Here is an 11,201-nt window from a genome sequence, read left to right as displayed (position 1 = left end):
GATAAAGCAGTCGAATGTCATCCATGGTAAATTTGTGTATCTTTGCAGGCGCGAGCTTTAGGGAAGCGCTGCATAAATTGACGAGCAAGATGAAGCGCAAGGCGCATGGAACACAGAACACGAGACATAACTTGGGGTTAGGCGAGTGTTCGAGTACCACGCAACGCAGCGATTCGCTTGCGCAGACTTTTATGCAGCGTTTACTTAGAGCGGTTCGACAGGCTTCGGCACCGTCCGAACACCCGACGTAGCGCTCGGGAAGCAAGCGGAAGGAATGCAAGGATAGAACGAATGTAACGATAGCGTGAACGTAAAACCAGCGTGAGCGTAACGATAGCATGAGCATAAAGAGAGAAACGACCGGCGGCACGATGGAAAACATCACGCCAACAGTCTCAACATCGGCAAGGCAGGGAACCACGATGCAACAGCAGCGCAAACCCGTTTCACACCGGCAGGGCGGCTTCACCCTGATCGAACTCATGATCGTCGTCGCGATCATCGGCATCCTCGCCGCCGTCGCGATTCCGCAGTACCAGAATTACACCGCCAGGGCCAAGATGTCCGAAGTCATACTGGCTGCCTCCGGTTGTAAGATTGCAATCAGCGAAGCGGCAATGGTAGGGATGAGCACGCCTACTGCCAATGGCTTTGGTTGCGAAGATGAGACGGGGCCTGTATCTCAGTACGTCAAAACAATTGAAACCAGTGAGGCTGGTGTGATCACAGTTACAGCCCAGAACATTGGCCAGCTAGAGTCCAATACCAAAATTACCTTCGTTCCCTACACCGGTGGTGATGTATCAAGTGGTAGTGAAATGAAAAGCACGAACTTTACAGGCGCCGCACCAATCAGTGCCTGGAAATGCGTGTCCCCAACCAGTAATGGAGTTGAAGAACAATATTTGCCTTCGAGCTGTGAAGTGGAGAGTGGCTCGGAAGAATAACTCACGCTTGAATCGATACTTTTTATGGGCCGGCATTCGCCGGCCCTTTCGGTTTTTCCTTCTTCCCTCTATCTTCTTCTCTCTTCCGTCTTACAGCTTTCTACTTAAAGCTTACAGCTCAATACAACGCCTTCTCCTCCCCCACTACCTCCCTTAACACCTCCAGAAACAGCCGATCCGCTTCCGAGTGCTCGGCCGGGTCTTCCGGAATATGCACGCTGGTAGTATCCGAAATCTCGTTGGCGATGGTCGCCCAGGCCTGGGCGTCGTTGCTGCCGTCGGAGTGACGCTTGGCGATGGCCAGCGAGCTCTCGAGAATGCCGGGCTCCTGCAGCAGTTTCTTGATAAAGGCGCGAAGCTCCTGAATGACGCGGGTCTTCTGCATTTCCGAGGCGGAACTCATGGGGGCTTTCCTCCAGTGACTAGCTTGTAATATTCGGCCTGTCTCGGCGCCGGCTCGTCGTCGAGATGAATGTTCGTCGTAGCTTTCAACGCCGGGCCGGCGCGCCTGCGTTGCGATGGCGCCACCATAGCACATCTCGCTGCGCGGCCAGAGTCGGTGCGGTCGATGAACCATGGTTCATGGGCCGGGCGAGAACCGCGGATGCGAAATGCAGGCCGAGTCGTGTCTTGCACGGCGGGATGGCCTATCATCGCTCCGATTCGTTCGGCGGGGGATGTCGTCGGCCGAATGACAATAGCGAATGCAGTAGGGTTGGACTCGGCCGCAGTGCGGTCGGATAGCGCCAGTCGAGCTCGCGTGACGAAGACCGGGAGGAAGTCTTGCAAGACGCCAAGCCAATTTTCAAGATTCTGGCGCTGCTGTTGATCGTGCTGTCGCTGTTCATGGTGCCACCGGTGGTGCTGCTGGGGCTCGAGAACGATCCGGACCTGTGGGCGTTTCTCGAGTCGATGGCGCTCGCGCTAGTGGTGTCGCTATCGCTGCTGGCGTGGACCTGGCGTACGCCGGTGGAGTTGAAGACGCGCCACATGTTTATCCTGACCACGTCGAGCTGGGCGGCGATCAGCGCCTTCGCCAGCCTGCCGCTGGTGCTGGGTGCGCCGCAGCTGTCGTTCACCGATGCGGTGTTCGAGTCGGTCTCGGCGATCACCACGACGGGTTCCACCGTGCTCGTCGGTATCGAGAATCTGTCCGATGGGCTCAAGTTGTGGCGCGGGCTGATGCAGTGGCTGGGCGGTATCGGCATCATCGTGATGGCGATCGCGATCCTGCCGTTTCTGAAGGTCGGTGGCATGCGGCTGTTCCAGACCGAGTCTTCGGACTGGTCGGACAAGGTGCTGCCTCGGGCTGGGGGTATCGCCAAGGCCTCGACGTTCATCTATCTCGGCTTCACGCTGGCAGCGATCCTGAGCTACCGGCTGGCGGGCATGGGCACGCTGGATGCCATCGTCCATGCGATGAGTTCGGTCTCCACTGGCGGCTTTGCCAACTATGACGCCTCGTTCGGTATCTATCGTGACCAGCCGCTGATCCTGTGGCTGGGCTGTGCGTTCATGCTGGCCGGAGCATTGCCGTTCGTGCTCTACATCCGGCTGCTGCGCGATAGTCGTGGCGCGCTGTGGCAGGACCAGCAGGTGCGAGGGCTGGTCGGGTTGCTGGTCGTCGTGATCATGGCGCTGACGACCTATCGGGTCCTGGCGTTTTCCGAAGCGCCCTTCGAGGCGCTGACGGCAGTCGCTTTCAATGTGATTTCGGTGGTGACGACCACCGGCTACGCCAGCGAGGACTATTCGCTATGGGGGCCGCTGGCGGTCACCACGTTCTTCTTCATCACCTTCATTGGCGGTTGTAGCGGGTCGACCAGCGGTGGCATGAAGATCTTCCGCTTCCAGATCGGCGGCCTGCTGCTGGTCAATCAGCTGCGCTATCTGGTCCATCCGAGCGGCGTGTTCGCCCAGCGCTACAACGGCCGACGGCTCAACGACGAGGTGGTGCGCGCGGTCATCGCCTTTTCGTTCTTCTTCTTTCTCACCGTGGCGGTGCTTTCCCTGGCACTGGCGGCGCTGGGGCTGGACATGGTCACGGCGATCACCGGCGCGGCCACGGCGCTCAACAACGTCGGCCCGGGATTGGGCAATACCATTGGCCCGGCCGGCAATTTCGCCAGCCTGCCGGCTGCCGCCAAATGGTTGCTTTGCCTGGGCATGCTGATGGGGCGTCTGGAAATCCTCACCGTGCTGGTGCTGCTGATGCCGTTCTTCTGGCGCAAGTAGGCAGGAGAGCGTCGAGTATCAACGCAGCGTGAGTTCACCGGGCTTCATCGCGGCGCTGGCTTTGCGAATGGCGCTTGAGCCGGGGTAACAGGCGGCGTTTCCAGGTGTGCTGGAGACCTCTGATCCAGGCCGGTTTGCGACGCAGGCGAGCCTCCTCCGGCGTGAGGGCTTCGCCGGTCAGCCGGGCCTTGAGCTTGAGCCCGCCGGCGAGGTCGCTGCGCCGCAGAGGGCGGAGCAGAAAGCGCAGCAGTCGCCCGCCGGGCAGATAGATCGCCGAGGCAAAATCGATCAGCACCACGCGACCCCGGCTCACGATGATGTTGGAACCTCGTATGTCGTTATGCACGATCGAGCTGCGGTGCAGGGAGGTCAGCACGGTCATCAACTGGGCGAAGTAGATCGGGCTCGTGGGATCTGCCGCTTCGCTCAGCATCTCGCCGGGCACGTACTCCAGCAATAACGCGAGCTTGCCGACCTGACCGACCACCTTGGGCGCGTGAGGCCAGTGGCGCAGGCGTTCCAGAATGCGTGCCTCGTGGCGCAGCAGCAGGCGTGCGGGAATTGCCAGCCAGCTGCCGGCGTAGCGGCCGTAGTCCTTGCAGATCACGGGCTGGCCCGCATGGGTCTTGAGGACGACATCGGCCTTGAGCAGGCCTTCGCCGCGTTGCAGTGTCCTTGGCGTGATCAGCGGCGGCGTCAGGATCGTTGGAAATGGGCCTGGTGACGGTGGTGGCGTTTCCGGTGCTGGATATGGCGTTTGGGTGCCTGAGAGAACGGCATCGACATCGAGCGTTCTGGCCTCGGCCGGGGAAGTGGTGGCGGAATCGAGAGGAGCATTCATGGCTGGAAACGATAAAGATACTAATTAGCTGACTAAGTTTAAGCTCATTTTAAGAAACTTGCTGCGATCACGCCAGTACGGGATCGACGGACAGCGATAAAGTCAGGGCAGGGAAGCTATTTGGCCGAGTCGGGTTCGGCTCGGTTTGGTTTGGTTCGGTTCGGTTCGATTTGGTTCGATTCGATTCGATAGAAAAGGAAGGCTGGGTAGCGGGTGCGGAGAAGGGGGCGAGGCATCAGGAAAACCGCCATTGCAAGGAGCGATGGCGGTTGGGTCAACGGTATGCGGGGATCAGGACTGGGCTTCCCGGCCGTGGGCTCGGCCGGCGCGGTTCAGAATGGGATTGGCGTACTGCATCAGCCACCAGTGACGGAGTTCGTCCGGCACCTGGGATAGCTGCGCCTGGAACCGCTCGCGATCGCCCGCTGTCACGCCGGAAAGGTCGACCAGATCCGGTGCCAGGCCGGTTTCGGCCAGCGCGAGCCGATGGCTGGGGAAGATCGGGTAGTTTTCCAGCACCTGGCGGTCGATCTCTGCGGCAACGTCATCGGCGTTGTCGAAATCCGCCGAGAGCGGCGTGCCGAATACCAGCTTGACGCGCCCCTTGTCGCCGGTAATCCCGGCGACGATGGAGAGGATATCCTCGAACTCCACCTTCTTGTAGGCGCCGTCGGTCTCCTTGGCATGCAGCTCGCGGGCCTTGTTGATGGCGCAGGGGTCGTACTCGTAGCTGATCGAGACCGGCACGATCTTGAGCTCGCGCACGGCGGCGCCGATATCGCTGTCGCCCTCTTCCAGACGCCGTGCCATGGACAGCATCTTGACGATGGCGCTGTCGGTGCGGTCGACGCCATCCTTGGCCCGGCCTTCCCGCTGGGCCAGCCAGACCGAGTGATTGTCGTCGGTGATCGAGTGACGGATATAACCGGAGAGCGACTGATACGCTGCCAGCATCGCCCGTTTGCCCTTGACCGAGCGCGGCACGATGAAGCTCTTGTTGAGCCGCATCAGATCGGTCACGAACGGCTTCTGCAGCAGGTTGTCGCCAATGGCGATACGAACGGTGTCATGCCCTGCCGTATAGAGCGCGTAGTTGACGAAGGCCGGATCGAGGGCGATATCGCGGTGGTTGCCGATGAACAGATAGGCCTGGTCCGGCGACAGCCGATCCAGACCTTCGACTTCGAACCCTCGGGTGGTGCTGCCGATCATGTGCGCCATGTAGTCGGCAATGCGCAACTGGAAGTCGCGTACCGTCGAGACGTTGCGGACCTCGCGCTGGATCCGGAAGCTGGCCAGCTTGCGCGCCAGCGGCGGGGCGAAGCGCGACAGCCGCGGCAGGCGGTAGCGGGTGATCGCATCCAGCAGTTCGCTGTCATGCGCCAGCCGGGCCAGTACCGCCGCTACCTCTTCATCATGATAGGGGCGGATGTCGGCAAAGCGATCGAGATCGATCGCCGCTTCGGCGCTGTGCGGATTGCCATGCGAATTGCCGGTCGCGGTGCCCTGGGAGGGGGCTGCGCCTTTGTCGGTATCGAAACGGAGCGTCATGGTGTCGGGGCTGCCGGGTCGGCTTCGCCACCCAGCCATTCGATCAGTTGGGTGACGAAGGTGGCCAAGGTCTGGGACATCAGGGCGAAATCGGTCTCGAGGCTGACGATCGGGTCGTCGCCGTCGTCGCTCTGGCTGGCTTCGTCCAGCAGGGCGTCGTCGAACTGCAGCGACTTGAGCGCCAGGTCGTCATGCAGCATCACGCGGAGCTGACCTTCGCTGCCCAGGCTGAGCTGGCTAGCCTGGCGTCCGTTTTCGAGCAGCGACTGGATCTCTTCGCTGTCGAGGTCGACCTGGCGCGCGCGCAGCACGCCGTCGTCCTCGGCGGCACGCAGCTCGACCTGATCGCCGAGCATCAGGCTGGCGGGGCGGCTGGCGGGGTCGCTCAGCCACTGGGTCATGCCGCGAGACGGCGGCGTCTTCGTCGCCAATGGCGTCACCTTCAACGAGCCGAGCGTCTGACGCAGCAGATCGAGCACTTCTTCGGCACGCTTGCGGCTGGAGGCGTTGATGCCGATCAGCTGCTTGCGGGTGTCCCACCACAGTTCGACGCGCTGCGTCCGGGTGAAGGCCTGCGGCAGCAGTTCCTCCATCACCTGCTCCTTGAGCAGTTGGCGCTCCCGGCGCGAGAGTGGCTGCCCTTCGGCCTGCTCGCGTGCCTCGCTACGCTCGTTGACTTCGTCATTGACGACCGCGGCCGGCAGCAGACGCTCCTGGCGCAGCATCGACAGCAGTCGATGCCCCTGAATTTCGTGTACGCGTTGTTCGCTGCGGCGGCCGGCCGGTGCGCTCCAGCCAACCCGGCGTGCTTCACGCGGGGAGACGGGGCGAAACGCAAATTCTGCCAGCGCGGTTTCCAGATCCTCGACGGAGAGAACCTCGGTGTCATGGCAGCGATACAGATGACAATGCTTGAACCACATGCGCCCGATCCGTTTGAAAGGAGGCATATTATGGCGAAACGACCCAGGTGTTACCACCAAGGTTGCGCGTCGATATTTGCGCGTCTGTTTCAAACGGGCGTATGTTTTCGAGCTACGAGCTACGAGCTACGAGCTACGAGCTACGAGCTACGAGCTACGAGCTACGACGAGACTTTGCATCAACAGGAGAGATTCCATGGATTCACGCACTACCGTGACTGCCGTGCGCGTTCGCGGCTTTCATCTGGATGGCTACGGCCACGTCAACCACGCCCGGTATCTGGAGTTTCTGGAAGAAGGGCGCTGGGCCTATGTCGACGCGCACCCGGAGTTTGCCGAGGGCTTGGCAAAAGGCGTGGCGCTTGTCGCGGTCAATCTCAATATCGATTACCGTCGCGCGGCCGTCATGAACGATGATCTCGAGGTCGAGACCTGCCTGACCCGTGTTGGCGGACGCAGCGGGGTGGTCGGGCATCGCATTACCCATGTCGGCAGCGGCGAGCTGGTTGCATCGGCGACACTGACCTTCGTGTTGCTGGACCAGCAAAGCGGCCTGGTGATCCCGATGGAAGGGGAATGGGCGGAGCGATTGGGTCCCTTGGTCGTCGATATGGCCGAGACGAAGTAGAAAACCGGGTCCAGGCACGTCAACGCCTGCCTTTGAAGGCCCTGAAATGGTATGATCCCGTGATTGTGTGGCTGAGCCACTTGGCCGCCTAGCCAGGGCTTTATTAACGCTGCCACGGCCGGACTCCGGGCGTGGCAGCGGTGCAAAGGATTTGACGACCCATGGGTGATATCGCCAGAGAAATTCTGCCAGTCAACATCGAGGACGAGCTCAAGCAGTCCTATCTGGACTACGCGATGAGCGTCATCATCGGGCGCGCGCTGCCCGACGTTCGCGATGGCTTGAAGCCGGTCCATCGTCGTGTGCTCTACGCGATGCACGAGCTCGGCAACGACTGGAACAAGCCATACAAGAAGTCGGCGCGCGTGGTCGGCGATGTGATCGGTAAATATCATCCCCACGGTGACAGTGCGGTCTACGACACCATCGTGCGCATGGCGCAGCATTTCTCGATGCGCCACGTATTGATCGACGGTCAGGGCAACTTCGGGTCCATCGACGGCGATAACGCGGCAGCAATGCGTTACACCGAAGTTCGCATGGCGCGCCTGTCGCATGAACTGCTCGCCGATCTCGAGAAGGATACCGTCGACTGGGTCGACAACTACGACGGCACCGAGCGAATCCCCGAAGTGCTGCCGACCAAGGTGCCGAACCTGCTGATCAACGGTGCCTCCGGTATCGCCGTGGGCATGGCGACCAACATTCCGCCGCACAACATGGTGGAGGTGATCAACGGTTGCCTGGCGCTGATCGAGGATTACACGCTGACGGTCGATGACCTGATGGAGTACATCCCCGGGCCCGACTTCCCCACTGCCGGCATCATCAACGGTCGCGCCGGCATTCTCGAAGCCTACCGTACCGGCCGCGGGCGCATCTACGTGCGCGCCAAGCATACCGTCGAGTTCGACAAGAAGAGCGGTCGTGACCACATCGTCATCACCGAGCTTCCCTACCAGGTCAACAAGGCGCGTCTGATCGAGAAGATCGCCGAGCTGGTCAAGGAGAAGCGGATCGAGGGTATCGCCGAGCTGCGCGACGAGTCCGACAAGGAAGGGCTGCGCGTGGTGATCGAGGTCAAGCGTGGCGAATCCGGCGATGTCGTCGTCAACAACCTGTTCGCGCACACGCAGCTCGAGAACGTGTTCGGGATCAATATCGTCGCCCTCGACGACGGTCAGCCCAAGACACTGAACCTCAAGCAACTGCTCGAGGCCTTTGTCCGGCACCGGCGTGAAGTCGTTACTCGCCGCACGCTGTTCGAACTCCGCAAGGCTCGTGAACGCGGGCATCTGCTCGAAGGCCTGACTGTCGCGATCTCCAATATCGACGAGGTGATCGAACTGATCAAGGCCTCGCCGAACGCCGCCGAAGCGAAGGAAAAACTGCTTGCCCGCGACTGGCAGCCGGGGCAGGTTACCGGCATGCTCGAGCGCGCCGGCGCGACTTCCTGCAAGCCGGAAGATCTCGAAGAGGGCTATGGCCTGAGTGACGACAGCGCCATGTATCGGCTCTCTCCGGCACAGGCCCAGGCGATCCTCGAACTGCGTCTGCATCGCCTCACCGGTCTGGAAACGGAGAAGCTGCTCGACGAGTACCTGAGCATTCTCGAGCGCATCGCTGAACTCAATCACATCCTGGCGTCGCCGGATCGCCTGCTCGAGGTGATCCGCGAGGAGCTGGAGGCGATCCGCGACCAGTACGGCGACGCGCGCCGGACCGAGATTCAGACCAGCCGTCTCGACCTGTCCATGGAAGATCTGATCGCCGAGGAAGACATGGTGGTCACGCTGTCCCGCGGCGGTTATGCCAAGACGCAGCCGATCTCCGATTATCAGGCACAGAAGCGCGGCGGACGCGGCAAGTCGGCCACCAGCATGAAGGACGAAGACGTCATCGAGCATCTGGTGGTGGCCTCGACGCACGACACCATGCTGCTGTTCTCCAGTCGCGGCAAGGTGTACTGGCTCAAGACCTACGAAATGCCCAATGCCAGCCGCGGATCGCGTGGCAAGCCGCTGGTCAACCTGCTGCCGCTGGATGCCGGCGAGTCGATCAGCGCGATCCTGCCGGTGCGTGAATACAACCCGGACAGCTACATCTTCTTTGCCACCGCCAGCGGCACGGTCAAGCGCACGTCGCTGGACCAGTTCTCGCGGCCGCGCAGTGTGGGTCTGATTGCCATCGATATCGATGAAGGCGATCGCCTGATTGGCGCCGCCATCACTTCCGGCTCGGATCACGTCATGCTGTTGTCGTCCAACGGCAAGGCGATCCGCTTCGAAGAAGGTAACGTCCGCGCGATGGGCCGAACGGCCCGCGGCGTGCGCGGCATGCGTCTACTGGATGGCGCCGAGGTGATCAGTCTGATCATTCCGCAGAGTCAGACCATCGATGCGGATGCCGACGCCGACAGCGAGGCCGATGCCGGGAATGATGGCGCCAGCAACGGCGGCGACGAGCAGATCTACATTCTGACGGCATCGGAAAATGGCTACGGCAAGCGCACCCGACTCGAGGAGTTCCCGATTCGCGGGCGTGGCGGCCAGGGCGTGATCGCGATGCAGACCACCGCGCGCAATGGCTCACTGGTCGCGGCGATGCAGGTTCGCAGTAGCGATGAAATGATGCTGATCACCGATCGTGGCACGCTGGTGCGTACCCGCGTGGCCGAAGTCTCGGTCAGTTCGCGTAACACCCAGGGCGTCACCCTGATTCGCACCGGCGACGACGAGCGTCTGGTCAAGACGGTTCGTGTGGACGAGCCGAGCGAGGAAGAGATGGCGGAAGGCGGGGCCGCTGTCGATCTGGCGGAAGAGACGCCGCCCGTCGACACTGGCGAGGATGATGCCGAGTCCGGCGAAGGACGCGAGTAGGCAGTGGCGCCCCGGCAACAGCCGGGGCGTGTTTGTGAGCCGTGGCTCTTGTAAGTGGCTTTTAGGCTTTGAATCGGGAAACCTTGACGATGACACGTCTGCATAATTTCTGTGCTGGCCCGGCGGCGATGCCGACCGCCGTTCTGGAACGCGCTCGCGAAGAGTTGCTCGACTACCGGGGCCAGGGGCTGTCGGTGATGGAGATGAGCCATCGCAGCCCGACGTTCGAAGCAATCGCCGCTCAGGCCGAGCAGGACCTGCGCGATCTGCTGGCGATTCCTGACAACTACCGCGTGCTGTTCATGCAGGGCGGCGCCACCATGCAGTTCGCCTGCGTGCCGCTCAATCTGCTGGGGCAGGGCGGTACGCCCAACTATCTGGATACCGGCATCTGGTCGACCAAGGCGATCAAGGAAGCGGATCATCTCGCCGCCTCCCATATCGCCGGATCGACACGCGGCAACGGTTACGTGCATGTGCCGCGCCCCGACGAGATTGCGCTCTCGAACGATGCCGCCTATCTGCACTACTGCCATAACGAGACCATCGGCGGACTGGCGTACGATTACACGCCGGAAGTCTCCGTACCGCTGGTGTGCGACATGTCGTCGTCGATCCTGTCGGCGCCGCTGGACGTGAGTCGCTATGGCGTCATCTATGCCGGGGCGCAGAAGAACATCGGCCCTGCTGGTATCACCGTGGTCATCGTTCGCGACGACCTGCTCGAGCGCGCTCTGCCGCAGACGCCGTCGCTGCTGGGGTGGAAGGTCTACGCCGACAACGACTCGATGATCAATACGCCGCCCACCTACGCCTGGTATCTGGCCGGCCTGGTATTTCAATGGCTCAAGCAGGATATCGGTGGCCTGGCCGAGATGGAGGCGATCAACCGTCGCAAGTGCGAGGCGCTCTATTCGACGATCGATGACAGCGACTTCTATGCCAACCCGATCGACCCGACCAACCGCTCGATCATGAACGTGCCGTTCACGCTGGCGGACGAGTCGCTGAATTCGGTCTTTCTCAGCGAGGCCGAGTCGGAAGGGTTGCTGAATCTCAAGGGGCACCGCAGCGTCGGCGGCATGCGTGCGAGCCTCTACAATGCGGTCAGCGAAGCCGACGTGCAGGCGCTGACCACGTTCATGCGGGATTTCGAGCGCCGCCGCGGTTAAGCGGGGCGTCACCCACCTCCTTCAG

Annotated in this window: 9 protein-coding genes; 5 read left to right on the top strand and 4 right to left on the bottom strand. The window is 61.6% G+C overall.

Translation table 11 applies throughout. From position 1 onward, the window contains the following. The first annotated feature begins 338 nt into the window (after positions 1–338). Positions 339–947, top strand: coding sequence for a pilin (locus BC443_RS16095; RefSeq protein WP_348769682.1), 609 nt, complete (start codon positions 339–341; stop codon positions 945–947). Between the two features lie 118 nt (positions 948–1,065). Here BC443_RS16095 and BC443_RS16090 read toward each other — a convergent pair whose 3' ends face one another. Further along, the gene (locus tag BC443_RS16090; RefSeq protein ID WP_071232855.1) at positions 1,066–1,350 is read right to left on the bottom strand and encodes a hypothetical protein; all 285 of its coding nucleotides are present in this window, start codon (positions 1,348–1,350) and stop codon (positions 1,066–1,068) included. A 380-nt stretch (positions 1,351–1,730) separates the two neighbouring features. Here BC443_RS16090 and BC443_RS16085 point away from each other — a divergent pair, with 380 nt between their 5' ends. Next, on the top strand, positions 1,731–3,182 hold the full coding sequence (locus BC443_RS16085; protein WP_071232854.1) for a TrkH family potassium uptake protein: 1,452 nt from the start codon (positions 1,731–1,733) through the stop codon (positions 3,180–3,182). A gap of 34 nt (positions 3,183–3,216) precedes the next feature. Here BC443_RS16085 and BC443_RS16080 read toward each other — a convergent pair whose 3' ends face one another. The 3 genes from BC443_RS16080 to BC443_RS16070 all read right to left on the bottom strand — a co-directional run bounded on the left by BC443_RS16080 (position 3,217) and on the right by BC443_RS16070 (position 6,497). Further along, positions 3,217–4,023, bottom strand: coding sequence for an RIO1 family regulatory kinase/ATPase (locus BC443_RS16080; RefSeq protein WP_083387472.1), 807 nt, complete (start codon positions 4,021–4,023; stop codon positions 3,217–3,219). Between the two features lie 291 nt (positions 4,024–4,314). Next, a complete protein-coding gene (locus BC443_RS16075) occupies positions 4,315–5,574 on the bottom strand; it encodes a 1-acyl-sn-glycerol-3-phosphate acyltransferase (protein WP_083387471.1) in 1,260 nt (419 codons plus the stop codon). Further along, positions 5,571–6,497 carry a recombination-associated protein RdgC gene (locus BC443_RS16070; RefSeq protein ID WP_071232853.1) on the bottom strand — a complete coding sequence of 309 codons (927 nt, stop codon included), beginning with the start codon at positions 6,495–6,497 and terminating at the stop codon, positions 5,571–5,573. The genes BC443_RS16075 and BC443_RS16070 overlap by 4 nt, the downstream gene beginning before the upstream one ends. A gap of 196 nt (positions 6,498–6,693) precedes the next feature. Here BC443_RS16070 and BC443_RS16065 point away from each other — a divergent pair, with 196 nt between their 5' ends. The 3 genes from BC443_RS16065 (at position 6,694) to serC (ending at position 11,176) form a co-directional block, all read left to right on the top strand. Further along, a complete protein-coding gene (locus BC443_RS16065; protein WP_071232852.1) occupies positions 6,694–7,125 on the top strand; it encodes a thioesterase family protein in 432 nt (143 codons plus the stop codon). Positions 7,126–7,286: 161 nt separating this feature from the next. Beyond that, positions 7,287–10,004 (top strand): DNA gyrase subunit A, encoded by a 2,718-nt coding sequence (gene gyrA / locus BC443_RS16060; protein WP_071232851.1) that lies wholly within the window; start codon positions 7,287–7,289, stop codon positions 10,002–10,004. 89 nt (positions 10,005–10,093) lie between these two features. Then, positions 10,094–11,176: a 3-phosphoserine/phosphohydroxythreonine transaminase gene (serC, locus tag BC443_RS16055; protein ID WP_071232850.1), complete on the top strand. Its 1,083-nt coding sequence runs from the start codon at positions 10,094–10,096 to the stop codon at positions 11,174–11,176. Positions 11,177–11,201 lie beyond the last annotated feature (25 nt).

The sequence above is a fragment of the Salinicola sp. MIT1003 genome (genome assembly GCF_001858555.1).
In the GTDB taxonomy this organism is placed as follows: domain Bacteria; phylum Pseudomonadota; class Gammaproteobacteria; order Pseudomonadales; family Halomonadaceae; genus Salinicola; species Salinicola salarius.
The sequence above is the reverse complement of the archived record's forward strand: the minus strand, read 5'-3'. Positions and strand labels throughout refer to the sequence as shown.

Bases quoted from the DNA above. Each gene is read 5' to 3' on its own strand.
- BC443_RS16095 (WP_348769682.1), top strand. From the start codon at position 339: ATGAGCATAAAGAGAGAAACGACCGGCGGCACGATGGAAAACATCACG.
- BC443_RS16090 (WP_071232855.1), bottom strand. From the start codon at position 1,350: ATGAGTTCCGCCTCGGAAATGCAGAAGACCCGCGTCATTCAGGAGCTT.
- BC443_RS16080 (WP_083387472.1), bottom strand. From the start codon at position 4,023: ATGAATGCTCCTCTCGATTCCGCCACCACTTCCCCGGCCGAGGCCAGA.
- BC443_RS16075 (WP_083387471.1), bottom strand. From the start codon at position 5,574: ATGACGCTCCGTTTCGATACCGACAAAGGCGCAGCCCCCTCCCAGGGC.
- BC443_RS16070 (WP_071232853.1), bottom strand. From the start codon at position 6,497: ATGTGGTTCAAGCATTGTCATCTGTATCGCTGCCATGACACCGAGGTT.
- BC443_RS16065 (WP_071232852.1), top strand. From the start codon at position 6,694: ATGGATTCACGCACTACCGTGACTGCCGTGCGCGTTCGCGGCTTTCAT.
- gyrA (WP_071232851.1), top strand. From the start codon at position 7,287: ATGGGTGATATCGCCAGAGAAATTCTGCCAGTCAACATCGAGGACGAG.
- serC (WP_071232850.1), top strand. From the start codon at position 10,094: ATGACACGTCTGCATAATTTCTGTGCTGGCCCGGCGGCGATGCCGACC.